This window comes from Pseudomonas sp. NBRC 111140, assembly GCF_001320885.1.
GTDB lineage: Bacteria > Pseudomonadota > Gammaproteobacteria > Pseudomonadales > Pseudomonadaceae > Aquipseudomonas > Aquipseudomonas putida_P.
The window spans coordinates 90,111-103,080 of sequence record NZ_BCBQ01000005.1; the positions used below are offsets into that span (position 1 = coordinate 90,111).

Below are 12,970 nucleotides of genomic sequence, written 5' to 3' on the forward strand. Positions count from 1 at the left end.
AAGAGAACGAGAAAATGCAAACACTCTCGCAGTTACCACCTATCCGCCCAAATATCTTGCGCTGGTCCATCTTCCTCACGTTGCTGGGCCCCAGCGCCGCTCTGGCCCAGAACGGCCTGGATGCAACAGCCGGCCCGGCAGGCACCCCGATCATCCACAACGGCCATGGGGTACCGGTCATCGACATCGTGCCGCCCAACGCCAGCGGGCTGTCGCACAACCAGTTCATCGACTACAACGTTGGCACCCCTGGCTTGGTGTTGAACAACGCCACCGAGGCCGGGCGGTCGCAGCTGGCCGGTGCCCTGGCGGCCAACCCGCAGTTTCAGGGCCAGGCCGCCTCGACCATCCTCAACGAAGTGGTCAGCCGCAACGCCTCGTTGATCGAAGGGCCACAGGAAATCTTCGGGCGCCCGGCCGACTACATCCTGGCCAACCCCAATGGCATCACCCTCAATGGCGGCAGCTTCATCAACACCACCCGTGCTGGCTTCGTGGTGGGAACCCCGGCTTTCGAAGAGCAGCAGCTCAAATACCTGGACACACTCACGGCCAGCGGCACCCTGCAGGTACTGGAAAATGGCCAGAGCAATGCCAGTGGCGCGCTCGAGCTGATTGCACCGCGCGTGGACAGCAAAGGCCTGCTCACGGCCGGCGAAACGCTCAACATCACGGTTGGTCGCAACCGTGTGGACAGTCGCAGTGGCGACGTTGTGGAACACCTGCCCAGCCCCTCTTCGAGCATTGATGCCAGCCTGTTCGGTGCAATGCGCGCTGGGCGTATCCGTGTGGTGAGCACTGCCGAAGGCGCGGGAGTGCGCATGGGGGCATCACAGGTCATGGGCACCGAGGGCGTCGACATCCAATCGGCAGGCGGTTTGCATATCAGCGGCAACGTCGACAACCCCACCGAGCTCCGTAGCGAGCGCGGTACACTGAAACTCACCGCTGCCGATGACCTGATACTTGATGCGGTCAACGGCCAGGCCGCAAGCATCGAAGCCCGCGCCGGCAAGAAGCTCACACTGGACGCCCAGACCCGCAAGCACATCGAGCACAACAGCGACAGCTGGAACAAGAAGTTCTTGTTCATCACCCGCGAAACCTACAGCCGCAAAACCACCACCACTCACCAACAGCAGCAGGGCAGTCAATTGCAGGGCAGCGACAGCGTGCTGTTGCAGTCTGGCGAGGACATGCGCCTGGCTGCAGCAAAGGTGGACGCAGGCAACGAGCTGATCGTCGACAGTGGCGCCGGCCTGGACATCGTGGCCGGCATCGATAGCCAGCGCACTGAAGAGCAGGTGCGCCACCGCAAGGATTTATGGCGCGGTGACAGCGGTACCGACCAGCTCAAGGAAACCGCAAAGGGCAGTACGCTCGGCGCCAAGCACATGGCGATCAAGGCAAGCGGCAAGCTCGATGTGCAAGGCAGCAGCCTGCACAGCCGCGGCGATTTGGCCATCCAGGCAAAACAGGCAGACATCGGCACCACCACATTGCAGGAACGCGGAACCAAACGCGACTATCGCGGCGACCTGGTATCGGGCACCTTCTTTGGTGATCGCCAAGGCAAGGACACCGAGGGCAAGGCCGTTGCAGGCAGCACGGTCGCCAGCGAGGGCAAGCTCACCGTGGCTGCCGAGCAGGTCGCTATCACCGGCAGCAGCGTGCACGGCAAGCAGGACGCCGTGCTCTACAGCGAAAAAGGTTCGCTGGCCATCGAGGCAGACCACGCCAGCAGCACCTCCACCAACCGCTCCAGCGACAGCAAACTGTTCGGCCTGATTGGCAGCGAACACGAAGGTACAGACCGCAAACAGCAGGTGCTGGTCAGCGACGTCAGCTCGGCCAGCAACCTGCGCCTGGCCAGTGCCGAAGAATTGCGCATTCAGGGTGCCAAGGTCGAAGCGGGCAAACACCTGCAAGTGGAGGCCAAAGGCGACCTGCTGATTGGCAGTGCACAATCGGTCGATGAACGCGAAACCCGCGACCAGCAACGCGGCTTCACGGCCAGCGCCAGGCAAACCCAGGAAGCCGAGGATGGCAAGCCAGAATCCCGCCAGTACGCGGCTGGCGTGGCATATGAGGTCGCCAACAGCACCAGCAAGCAGCGCACCACCCACCAGGTTGCCAGTGAGCTCAAGGGCGCCTCGGTGGGCATGAACAGTGGCGCGCACCTGCAGGTAAAGGGCAGCAAGGTCCAGGCCACTGCCGGCGACCTCGACGTACAGGCTCAGGAAGTGACGCTGGGTGCGGCCCGTAATGAGCGTGACGCGACCACCACTACCACCCATAGCGGTGGCGGGTTGACGGTAACCGGCGGCATCGACCGCTTGGGCAGTCTGTTCGAAGGCCATCACAACCGTGAGGTGCAGACCGAGCGCGAGAGCAAGGTGCAGCGCAGCGCGTTGCAGGCCAGCGGCGATCTGAAATTGCGCAGTGATGCACTGCTCACCGAGACCGCGCACGTCGAGGCCGGCAACTCCCTGCAGGTGACCGCCGAACGCATCGATAACCGCGCGCTGCAGGATACCCAGGAACATGAGCAAAGCCGTGACAACTGGTCTGCCAGCCTGGGCGCCAGTGTCGAGTACCGCGACCTTACCCGCCCCATCGAACGCCTGGTGCTGGGTGAGGAAGCCGCACGCTTCCAGCAAGCCTCGCCCGAAGATGCCATGGCGCCACCCAGCATCGGTGCCGACATGACCGTCGAACACCTCAAGCGCCTGGAAAACCAGCGTCGCAGCTTGGCTCGGGTGAGCGAGTTTTCCGGGGCCAAGGTCGAGGTCAAGGCCGACACCCTCGCAGACCAGGGAACAGCTTGGCAGGCCAACGCCGGCGCGCTGCAGATCGAGGCGCAGCAGCACCAGATGCACGCGGCCGAGAACACCCAGGAAGTGACCGTGCAACGCCTGGCCTATGGCGGCGACGTGCGCCTGGACACCAGCACCGGCGAGGACCTGAACGTACGCGCCGCCGGCCAGGGAGGGTCGCTGGAAAGCAAGGATATCGCCAGCACCGCCGTGCCCGGCAGCCTGTACGGGCAACAGGGTATCCAGGTACAGCTGGGCAGCGATGGCCGCTACGAAGGGGCCCGCATCGATGGCGGCGAAGGTAGCGTGGTCATGCACAGTGCTGGCTCGCTAACCTTGTCACAGGCGACCGACCAGGCCGAACAACAGTCACGCCAGCTCGATGGCAATGCCTGGGCCAAAGTTGGCAACCGTCCAGGCAGCACCGGCGTCAATGGCCGTGGCTATCTCGACCACAGTCAAACGCTGAGCACGCAGAGCACGGCTCAAGTGGCACAAGTCGACGCCAAGGGCGAGGTGCGACTGACCAGCGGTGCCGACCTGCTGCTCGAAGGTACCCGCATTGGCAGCCGCGAGGCCAAGGTTGGCGACATCCTGGTGCAGAGCGGCGGCCAACTGCGGGTCAAGGCGGCCAGCGATACCCAGCAAGCCACGGGTGCCAAGCTGGGCGGCGGCCTGGAGCTGGCGGTCAAGGCAGGCACGACCAAGGGGGGAGCATTGGGTGGCCACTTCAGCCACGGCAAACAGGAAGAAAATGCACACCAGGCGATTGATGCCCAGTTTGCCAGCAACGGCGCACTGACCCTGAGCAGCAACGCCCGCGAGGATATCGCCCTGCACCTGCAAGGCCTTCAGGCCTCGGCCGAACGAATGACCCTCGACGCTTCGAACGGCGGCATGCTGGTGGAAGCCTCTTCCAACCAGGAGCGACGCGACAACCTCGACATCACCGCCGGCGCCGGTTTCGACATGGCCAAGGGCGCGCTGGATACCCGCGGCCTGCATGGCCGCCTCAAGGTAGAGTTCGACAAGCGCGACAACCTCACCTGGAATGCCAATGACCTGCGCGCCGAGCGCATCGACCTGCAAAGCCGCGGCGATACCCGCATCGAAGGCGCCACCCTGGTAGCGGGGCATATTGGCGGCGTGATCGACGGTGACCTGCGTATCGCCAGCCGCAAGGACCGCGTCGACACCCTGAGCGTCAAAGGGGATGCCAGGCTGAGCCAGGAGAAAAACCCACAGGGCTATGTCAACGCGGCCACTTCGGTGGCCGGGCCTCTGGGGGGCAAGGTCGAGAAAAAAGCCGGCTCCGCCTTGAGCAAGGCAGACCCAGGGCTCTCGCCGACCCTAAGCCTCGACGTTTCGCACGTGCAGCGTGACAGCGTGGCCCATCAGGCCACGCTCAAAGGCAGCGATGGTATCGACCTGCAAGTGGGTGGCAACGCTCATCTGGTGGGGGCACGTTTGCAGTCGGCCAGGGGCGCCGTGGGGCTCGACGCCGACTCGATCACTCAAGAAACGCTGAGCGGTAATGACTATCGCCGGGACGTATCGATCGATGCGTCCAACTCACCGGTGGACCTGGGCACGGCAATCGCCGATATGGCCAAGGGCAAAGGGGCAGCGGATGGCGAGAATGCGCTGGACCTTGGGTTGTTGAGAACCAGTGGGCATAGCCGCAGCGAGCAATGGGCTTCGAGTGTGCAGGGCAAGAAGCAATAGCCACAAGCGCGACCCAACGCAAGGTTGCTTCCGCATCGACAGTGTCGCCATGCAGTAGCAACCTTGTCGCCTACCAGCGAAGGTCTCGCTGCCCCACCAGTGCCTGTGGCCCAAGCCATTGGGCGCCCCGCAACAATGGGGTCAACGCCGCCTCTGGCTGCAGCTCGAACAGCACCTGTGCCCGGCCCCCGGGCAGGTCGGCATCCACGCTCAATTGATGCTGCCCCGGCTGCGCCAACTGCCCGCGCAGGTGCCAGCCGCTGCGGCAATCCATTTCCAGCCAACCCTGCCCCAAGCCCAGCGACCATGGCTCGCTCAGGGCAAGATCAGCCACTGTCAGCCGGCCTTCGCTGGCTTGACACTCGCTGCCCGCCCCCTGCATACGCAGCGTGCCCCGCCACTGCCCGGCCAACCGATAATCCATGTGTACAGTTGCCTGGGGGCCCATGGCTGCTGCTTCCAGCCGCCAACGCCACGGCCAACCTTCGCCGCGCAGGTGCCAGCCTTGGCCCTGCAAGCCCAACTGTGCGCTTGCCTGCAGGCGCCAAGGCTGTACTGTCCAGCGCAACGGCCCGAGTGGCCCCAACTGCTGCGCCTGGCCTTGCCACAGGCTGCCACTGACATCACGCGCGGGCAGGCCAAGCCCGCGCGCCAACCAATCGGCAGGCAGTTCCACGAGCAATGTCAGTGCGAAAACCAAACACATCCACACCACGCTGCCGCGCATCATGGCTGCACCACCACGTCGAACTGCAAGCCCTTGCCATGCTGCTCCAGCCCCCATTGCAAGGTCTGAACGCCTTCTGCACGCAAGCTCTGCAACCACCCTTGCAGCGCTTGCTCATCGGCCACCTCGCCGCGCAACTGCCAGGCGTTGCCTTGGGCATCGACGTCGGCCAGCTCGATCTGCCGCGCATGGGCCGACTGGCGCAGCCGCTCCAGGCTCAACCCCGGCCCGCCGTGCAGGCCGGCGGCCTGTTCGGCCAGCCCGCGCCACAGGCTGAGCTCGCGCCACTGCTCGGCGCCTGCGCGCAGGGCCAGGAAGGCCAGCAACAGGGCAATCAATGCCCAGGCAAACGTCAAGCGATGACGCTGCAGCCAGTCCCGGTTCATGAGGCCGCTCCCAGGTCGAAGATCACTTGGTCGCCTTGAATCTGCACCGTGGCGCCAGCGGCAGCGGCCATGTCGCTCCATGGCGGCGTACTGCCCTCGCCTGCCAGACTCAGGTGCCAGCGTTGGCCATCGAAACGCACCGCCTGCAGGCGCCAACCGGGGTTTTCACGCATCCAGGCCTGCAAACGTACTTGCAGGTCGTCCAGCTGACGGGTGCGCAGTTGCTGTTGCAGCGCACGCTCGCGCAGGCCCTTGAGTGCCTGTGCGGCATGTCGGGGGCTGGCTTGCTCGCCAGTCACGGCAATGACCTGGCTGCGCCAGAGTTGCGCCTGGCGCCATTGCTGGCTCAACCAAAGCCCCGCCCAAACCGCTGCCAGCACCAGGCAAGCCGCAAGTAGCCGCTGTTGCTGGCGGGACGGCACCGGCAAAGCGCGCGCCTTGCGGTCGCGATCGAACAGGCCAGGCAGTGAGTCGAGCGATGCAAACGCAGTTGGCCAGTTACCGCTCAGCGATCTCTTGTGCAACTCGCCCCACGGGTGCGACGGCGCGTTACCCATGGCATCTGGCCAAGCCAGCCAGTGTTCTTGCCCGTCTTCGCTCAGCCCTTTGTACAAGGACATGCCGGGGGTGCGTTGCCAAAACCAGGCGCCCCCTGCCTCGGGCAATGGCAGTAACTGCAACTCGGCCCAGCAACGATCCACCTGCAAACCCCATTCAGCACATTGCCCGCGCCAGTCGTCCAATTGCTGACGCGCCACGACCAACAGGCGAAGGTGCCCGGGCTCACGGGCCAGGCAGGCACAGGCCACCTCATCCGTGGCCTGTAGCAGGCGGTCTTCGAGCAGCAACGGCCATTCTTCGCGCTTGAGGCCGGGCGGGGCCGGCACGCGGAAATGGCTGCAGGCCTCGGCAGGCAGGACCAACGCAATACGCGCCTGCAGGTTTGCCGGCGGCTCACCCTGCCCATCACATTGCACGATACCGCCCTTGACCAGTGCCCACTGCCAGACCCCGCCCGGCCGCAGCAATAGCCATGGCTGGGCCGACGGCCGCCGCCATTCACGTTTCATGAGCGCCCCCATGGGAGGGCGAAGGTGCAGACATAAGGGGCTCCATCACGCTGCAGTTCCAGGCGCACACCACGGCCGGGGTGCGCCGGTTGATCGGAAGGCCAGGCCAGCCAGCGGCCGCCCTGGTAGTACAGAACATTCATTGCACTGACCCGGTCGAGCCGTTCACGCTGTATCCATCGAGGGGCAGCGGCGGCGTAAAGGTCGGCCGAACTTTCCAGCAGCAGGCGCTGCTCACGGGCCTCGAAGCGCAGGCGCTGGCGTTGCAGGCGCGATCCACCTTCGGCTGCGGGTAGGCCGGTGCTGGCGACCCACAGCAACTGGTGGCTGGCGGGCTGCCAGTCCAGCCAGCGGCTGGCAAGGGGTAGGCGCTGGTCGTAGACCCGGCGCAGTACCGGGCTGTCGAACCGCCGCTCCAGGGCCAGGCAGAACTCCAGCACCGAGCTTTCCTGCGTGGTCACCAGCAGGCGTTCGCGCACCTTGAGCCAGCCATTGACCAAGGCGGCGAGCATGATGCCAAGCAAGGCGGTCAGGGCCAGGGCGACCATCAGTTCGATCAGGGTCAGGCCCGCCTGGTAGCGTTTCATGGGCGCTCCAGAAACACGGTGTACTGGCCCAACGGCAGGCGCTGGTCGCGGTCGGCGAAAAGCCGCAGTTCACCACGGCGTAAGTCGCGCACCCCGGTACGGCGCAGTTGCAGTTGCCAATGACATGGCAAGCCGCCCTGGCTCAGCTCGCCATTCACCTGATTGGCAGCAGGCCAATACTGTTCGACGGCAAAGCGGGTTTGCAACTCGCGCGCGCACAGCAGGCCAAGGCGGTGCTGCTGCAGGTTTTCCTGCACCGCCAGGCGCTGGCGCAGAACCTGGCTGGTGATGACGGCCAGCACGGCAGCAATCGCCAAGGCCACGGTCACTTCCAGCAAGGTGAAGCCGCACTGACGCGGCTTCATGGCGCCACCTGCAAACGACCATCGCGGTCCCACGCCCAGCGCTGGCCGCCATCAGCCCAGCGCCAACGCACGCTGCCCGGCTGAGCCCAGCCATGGGGGGTGAACATCAGGCGGGGCTGTGGGCTGACGGGCCAGTCCGGGTGCAGGCCCTTGGGCCAGTCGCCGAGCGCGACCGCTTCAACCACCCAGGCATTGCCCTCGCGCCGGACGAACTCCGGGCGCTGGCCATTCCAGCGCAGCCCGCGCAATTGCCCGGCATGCCTGGCCAGCGCGGCCTGGCTGCGGGTCTCAGCCACCAGCCGTTGCAGAGCCTGCTCGACACCGACCTGGCCACTGCCGAACCCGGCTACTGCCAGCCCGGTCATCAGCCCGGCGATGGCCAACACCACCAGCAACTCGATCAGGCTGAAACCCCGCTGACCACGCACCGGTTACAGCGCCCAGTTGCCCAGGTCGGCGTCCTGACCTTCGCCGCCTGGTTGGCCATCGGCGCCCAGCGAGTACACATCGACCCGGCCATGCTCGCCCGGCATACGGTACTGGTAAGGGGTGCCCCACGGGTCTTGCGGCAGGCGGCGTACATAGCCGTCACTGCGCCAGGCCCGTGGCAGCGGCTCCTGGGCCGGCTTTTTCACCAGCGCGGCCAGGCCCTGTTCACTGCTGGGAAAGCGCAGGTTGTCCAGCCGGTACATGTCCAGCGCTTGCTCCAGGGTAGCCAGGTCGGCCATCACCTTCTGCTTCATGGCCTTGTCCTGGTTGCCCAGCACGCTGGGTGCAACCACGGCAATCAACAGGCCGATGATGAAGATCACCACCATGATCTCCATGAGGGTAAAACCGCGTTGGCGATTACGTCGATGCTGCATGGCAATACTCCTAGTCGTCACAGTTGCAGGCCCTGGTTGAGTTGCATGATCGGCAGCAGCACCGCCAGCACGATGAACAGCACCACGGCGCCCATCACCAGAATCATCAGGGGTTCGAACAGCGCCATGGCGGTATCCACCTGGCGGGCAAAGCCGCGCTCCTGGTCGTCGGCCACACGCTCGAGCATGTCGGCCAGGGTGCCGCTGGCCTCGCCGCTGCCGACCATGTTCACCAGCAGCGGCGGGAATTGCTGGCAGGCATCCAACGCGCGGTGCAGGCTGGTGCCGCCCTGCACTTGCTGGCGTACCTGCTCCATGGCCAGGCGGATACGCCGGTTGCCGATGGTGTCGGTGGCCACGTGCAAGGCTTCGAGCAGGGCCACGCCGCTGCCACTGAGAATCGCCAGGCTGCGTGCCAGGCGTGCGCTTTCCAGCACCTGCACCAGGCCGCCGATGCGCGGCAGGCGCAGCAGCAGTTGGTCGCGGCGCAGACACCAATGCGGCTTGCGCAGCAACCAGCCACCCAGCACGGCGAGCATCAGCGCCAGCCCTACCATCCACGGCCCTGCCTGCACCAGGCACTGGCTCAGGCCAATCAGCACCGAGGTGATCAGTGGCAGGCTCTGCCCGGCATGGGCAAATTGTTCGGTGAGTTTGGGCACGACGAATGTCATCAGGCCGATGACCACGGCAAGCGACACCCCCATCAGTACCGTGGGGTAGATCAGCGCAGTGCGGGCCTTGTGCTGCTGCCGTTGCACCTGTTCCAAATGATCGGCCAAGCGGGTCAGCACCTGGGCCAGGCGCCCGGAACGTTCGCCAGCCTCGACCAGCGCGCAGTACAGGCCAGTGAAAGGTGCGCCCTGCCGGGCCAGGCTGCGAGCCAGGCCCAGGCCTTCGGCAAGCGAGCCGCGCAGGGCCACCAGCACACTGTGCAAGGCGGGCTGGCGCAGTTGCCGTTCCAGGGTGGCCAGGGCATCGACCAAGGGGATGCCGGCCCCGATCAAGGTGGCCAGTTGACGGGTCAATTCACACAGCTGGGCGCGGCTAAGCCGCTGGCGCCGGGGTCGCTGGACACCGGCTTCGTGGCGCTGCAACTGGCGGGCAAACAGGCCCTGCTCGCGCAACAGCTGGCGGGCGTGGCGCTCATTGTCAGCCTGCAGGCTGGCCTTGTGCGATTTGCCCGCGAGGTCCACGGCCTGGTAGCGATAGGTCGGCATGCCTTAGCCCTGCACCGCGCGCAGCACTTCGGCCAGGCTGGTCTCGCCACGGGCCAGGCACTCGCTGGCCATCGCCACCAGGCTTTGCCGGCGCTCACCGAGGTAGGCCTGCATGGCCAGTTCGCTGGCGCCGTCATACAACAGGCCGATCAGCCCGGCGTCCAGTTCGATGAATTCGTACAGGCCCAGGCGGCCGACGTATCCGCTGCCCTGGCACTGCTCGCAGCCGACCGCGTGGTAACTGCTGCCCAGTGCAGCCAGCTCTGGCCACAGGTCACGCTCGGCCGGTTGCAATGGGTGCGCCACGGCACAACTGCACAAGCGCCGCACCAGGCGCTGGGCCAGTACACCGCGCAGACACGAGGCAATCAGGAACGGCTCGATACCCATGTCACGTAGCCGGGTCACCGCGCCCACGGCACTGTTGGTGTGCAGGGTAGAGAGCACCAGATGGCCGGTGAGGCTGGCCTGCACGGCGATCTGTGCGGTCTCCTGGTCGCGGATTTCGCCGAGCATGATCACGTCCGGGTCCTGACGCAGGATGGCGCGCAGGCCACTGGCGAACGTCAGCCCGGCACGCGGGTTGATGGCGGTCTGGCCAATGCCTGCGATGGCATACTCCACCGGGTCCTCAACGGTGAGGATGTTGCGGCTGCCGTCGTTGAGGCTGTTGAGGCTGGCGTACAGGGTGGTGGTCTTGCCCGAACCGGTTGGCCCAGTGGACAACACGATACCGTTGGGCCGCGCCAGGCAGCTGCGCAGGCCCTGCAACACCGCCGCCGGCATGCCCAGGTTTTCCAGCGCCAACAGGCTGGCCTGCTTGTCGAGTACCCGCATCACCACCCGCTCGCCATGGATGCCGGGCAAGGTCGAGACCCGCACGTCCACTTCGCGTCCCGCCGCGCGCAAAGTGATGCGCCCATCCTGGGGCTGGCGTTTTTCTGCGATGTCCAGGCGGGCCATGACCTTGATCCGTGACACCAGCATCGCCGACAACGCTCGCGGCGGGCGCAGCACTTCGCGCAGGTGGCCATCGACCCTCAGGCGCACCACCAGGCTTTGTTCGAACGTCTCGATATGAATGTCCGAGGCACGCAGGCGCAGCGCCTGGCCGAACAGGCCGTTGATCAAGCGGATTACCGGGGCTTCGTCGTCGCTTTCCAGCAAGTCTTCGATGCGCGGCATCTCGCTCATCAGGCTGTCCAGGTCGACCTGGTCGCCAATCCCTTCGATCAGCGCTGCAGTGGCCGCATCGCCGGCCTGGTACAGCTGGCCCAAGCGCTCATCGAATACTGCGGGCTCCAGGTATTCAAGCGCGCAGGGTTGGCCATGCACGCGCAACAGCTCCTGCAACTGCGCGCTGTCGGCGTCGGGCCTTAGCCACAACTGCCAACCCTGCTCCGTCGCAGCCATGGCCACCCCGCTCAGCCGTGCCTGGCGATAGGGCAGCATCACCAGTCACCGCCTTCCAGGCGCGCGCGGCTGGAGGGAAATACCTGCAACAGTGGCGTGCCCTGTGCAAGGTCCGGCAATTGCAGCGGTGTGGTCTGCTGCAAGGTGCGGTATTTGTCTTCGCTGAGCCCCGCCAGGCTGGGCCCATCGCGCAGGATGCGCGGGCGGATGAACACCATCAGGTTCTGCTTGGTGTTCTTGCTGGCATCGGAGCGGAACAACCGGCCCAGATAAGGGATGTCCCCAAGCAGCGGCACACGCTGGTTGCTGGTGCTCAGTTCGTCGCTGATCAGGCCGCCGAGAATCACCAGGCCGTTGTCCTCGACCATGACCTTGGTCTTGATCTCGCGCTTGTTGGTGATCACGTCACTGGCCGCGCTGGAGTCGGCAATCGACGACACTTCCTGGACGATGTCCAGGCGCACGCTGTTGTCGATGTTGATCTGCGGCTTGATGCGCAGCTTCACCCCGACTTCCTTGCGTTCGATGGTCTGGTACGGGTTGGCGTTGTTCTGCGTCACCGAGCCGGTGACGAAAGGCACTTCCTGGCCGACCAGGATCGACGCTTCGGCGTTGTCCAGGGTCAGCAAGGTGGGCGTGGACAGCAGGTTGAAGCCGCTTTTACCCTTCAGCGCGTTGACCAGCATGGCGAAGTTGAAGCCGCCGCCGAAATGGCCGATGCCCGCCGTGGCACCCGCCGTGGTGGACAGCAAGTCGCCGAGGGCCTCGTTGTCACCACTGGCGGCGGCCCCGGCGATGTTGGCGATATTCACGCCATTGCTGCCGAAGTTGACGATACCGGCACCGAACTTTTCGTCGGCGAACAGCCATTGCACACCCAGCTCCTGAGCGCTGCTGTCCGATACTTCAGCGATGATCGCCTCGACCACCACCTGGGCGCGACGAATGTCCAGTTGCTCGACAATGGCACGATACGCCGCCAGCTCGCTGTCGGGGCCGACCATGACCACGGCGTTGGTGCCCTCTTCGTACTCCAAGCGGATACTTGGGCCTGCGGAGGCGGCCATCACCGGCCTGTCCTTGCTTTCTCCTTCTCCGGGCCCTTCAGCTGGCACCGCACCTTCCTGGCTGAGCCCGCGCAGCACCTTGACCACTTCACCGGCATTGGCATGGCGCAGGTAGATCACCTGGGTACTGCCGCTGCCTTGTGCCTCCTCTGGGCGGTCGAGCTGGCGCAGCAGGCTGGCGATGCGTTCCAGGTTGCTGCGCCAGTCGGTCACCACCAGCTGATGCGCCGCCGGATACGGTGTAATCACCCCAACCCGTGGGTCGATCAGCGGCTTGAGAATGCCCAGGACTTGTTCACTGGCGGCGTTACGCACGTTGAATACCCGAGTGGCCACGCTGTCGCTGCCCTCGCCCTGCTGCCCGCCCGCCTCCACCGGCACCGGTTCCAGGCGTGCGGCCTGGTCGGGGACGATCTTCACGCTGCCGTTGGGCAGGTCGACGGTGGCATAACCCTGGGCGCGCAGTTGGGCCAGGAAGATGTCATAGATGGCATCGGCGTCGTGCAGGTCGACGGTGCGCACGGTGACCTTGCCCTTGACCCTGGGGTCGACGATGAAGGTGGTGCCGGTGATGCGCGACACACTGTCGATGAACTCGCCAAGCTCGGTATCGACGAAGTTCACTTCGTACATCGGCGTGCCGTTGTCATCGAACACCGGTTCTTCAGCGCAGGCCATGGACAAGGCCACGCTCAGCGCGGCCGCCACGCAGTATCTAACAGGCATCG

Annotated in this window: 11 protein-coding genes; 1 reads left to right on the plus strand and 10 read right to left on the minus strand. The window is 65.3% G+C overall.

Annotated features, from left to right (window positions below; translation table 11 throughout):
* Positions 1-14: 14 nt before the first annotated feature.
* Entirely contained in the window at positions 15-4,541 is a 4,527-nt protein-coding gene (locus tag APH42_RS03100) for a hemagglutinin repeat-containing protein (protein ID WP_060492702.1), read from the plus strand.
* Positions 4,542-4,611: 70 nt separating this feature from the next.
* Here the strand turns inward: APH42_RS03100 and gspN are convergent, their stop codons facing one another.
* The 10 genes from gspN to gspD are packed head-to-tail and all read right to left on the minus strand — an operon-like array spanning position 4,612 to position 12,968.
* Positions 4,612-5,271, minus strand: coding sequence for a type II secretion system protein N (gene gspN, locus APH42_RS03105; RefSeq protein WP_060492703.1), 660 nt, complete (start codon positions 5,269-5,271; stop codon positions 4,612-4,614).
* Positions 5,268-5,654: a type II secretion system protein GspM gene (gene gspM, locus APH42_RS03110; protein ID WP_060492704.1), complete on the minus strand. Its 387-nt coding sequence runs from the start codon at positions 5,652-5,654 to the stop codon at positions 5,268-5,270. The genes gspN and gspM overlap by 4 nt, the downstream gene beginning before the upstream one ends.
* Positions 5,651-6,724, minus strand: coding sequence for a type II secretion system protein GspL (gene gspL, locus APH42_RS03115; protein ID WP_256217763.1), 1,074 nt, complete (start codon positions 6,722-6,724; stop codon positions 5,651-5,653). The genes gspM and gspL overlap by 4 nt, the downstream gene beginning before the upstream one ends.
* Positions 6,721-7,311, minus strand: coding sequence for a prepilin-type N-terminal cleavage/methylation domain-containing protein (locus APH42_RS03120; protein WP_012270743.1), 591 nt, complete (start codon positions 7,309-7,311; stop codon positions 6,721-6,723). The genes gspL and APH42_RS03120 overlap by 4 nt, the downstream gene beginning before the upstream one ends.
* The gene (locus APH42_RS03125) at positions 7,308-7,676 is read right to left on the minus strand and encodes a type II secretion system protein GspI (protein ID WP_060492706.1); all 369 of its coding nucleotides are present in this window, start codon (positions 7,674-7,676) and stop codon (positions 7,308-7,310) included. Before APH42_RS03125 ends, APH42_RS03120 begins: the two co-directional genes overlap by 4 nt.
* Positions 7,673-8,104: a type II secretion system minor pseudopilin GspH gene (gene gspH / locus APH42_RS03130; protein ID WP_060492707.1), complete on the minus strand. Its 432-nt coding sequence runs from the start codon at positions 8,102-8,104 to the stop codon at positions 7,673-7,675. The genes APH42_RS03125 and gspH overlap by 4 nt, the downstream gene beginning before the upstream one ends.
* A 3-nt stretch (positions 8,105-8,107) precedes the next feature.
* The gene (gene gspG / locus APH42_RS03135) at positions 8,108-8,542 is read right to left on the minus strand and encodes a type II secretion system major pseudopilin GspG (RefSeq protein ID WP_012270740.1); all 435 of its coding nucleotides are present in this window, start codon (positions 8,540-8,542) and stop codon (positions 8,108-8,110) included.
* Positions 8,543-8,559: 17 nt separating this feature from the next.
* The gene (gene gspF, locus APH42_RS03140; RefSeq protein ID WP_060492708.1) at positions 8,560-9,762 is read right to left on the minus strand and encodes a type II secretion system inner membrane protein GspF; all 1,203 of its coding nucleotides are present in this window, start codon (positions 9,760-9,762) and stop codon (positions 8,560-8,562) included.
* Positions 9,763-9,765: 3 nt separating this feature from the next.
* Entirely contained in the window at positions 9,766-11,214 is a 1,449-nt protein-coding gene (locus APH42_RS03145) for a GspE/PulE family protein (protein WP_060492709.1), read from the minus strand.
* Entirely contained in the window at positions 11,214-12,968 is a 1,755-nt protein-coding gene (gspD, locus tag APH42_RS03150) for a type II secretion system secretin GspD (protein ID WP_176729423.1), read from the minus strand. Before gspD ends, APH42_RS03145 begins: the two co-directional genes overlap by 1 nt.
* Positions 12,969-12,970: the final 2 nt, after the last annotated feature.

Coding starts and splice junctions, on each gene's coding strand:
- gspM (WP_060492704.1), bottom strand. CDS start 5,654: ATGAACCGGGACTGGCTGCAGCGTCATCGCTTGACGTTTGCCTGGGCA.
- gspD (WP_176729423.1), bottom strand. CDS start 12,968: ATGCCTGTTAGATACTGCGTGGCGGCCGCGCTGAGCGTGGCCTTGTCC.
- gspN (WP_060492703.1), bottom strand. CDS start 5,271: ATGATGCGCGGCAGCGTGGTGTGGATGTGTTTGGTTTTCGCACTGACA.
- APH42_RS03145 (WP_060492709.1), bottom strand. CDS start 11,214: ATGCTGCCCTATCGCCAGGCACGGCTGAGCGGGGTGGCCATGGCTGCG.
- gspG (WP_012270740.1), bottom strand. CDS start 8,542: ATGCAGCATCGACGTAATCGCCAACGCGGTTTTACCCTCATGGAGATC.
- gspF (WP_060492708.1), bottom strand. CDS start 9,762: ATGCCGACCTATCGCTACCAGGCCGTGGACCTCGCGGGCAAATCGCAC.
- APH42_RS03120 (WP_012270743.1), bottom strand. CDS start 7,311: ATGAAACGCTACCAGGCGGGCCTGACCCTGATCGAACTGATGGTCGCC.
- APH42_RS03100 (WP_060492702.1), top strand. CDS start 15: ATGCAAACACTCTCGCAGTTACCACCTATCCGCCCAAATATCTTGCGC.
- gspL (WP_256217763.1), bottom strand. CDS start 6,724: ATGAAACGTGAATGGCGGCGGCCGTCGGCCCAGCCATGGCTATTGCTG.
- APH42_RS03125 (WP_060492706.1), bottom strand. CDS start 7,676: ATGAAGCCGCGTCAGTGCGGCTTCACCTTGCTGGAAGTGACCGTGGCC.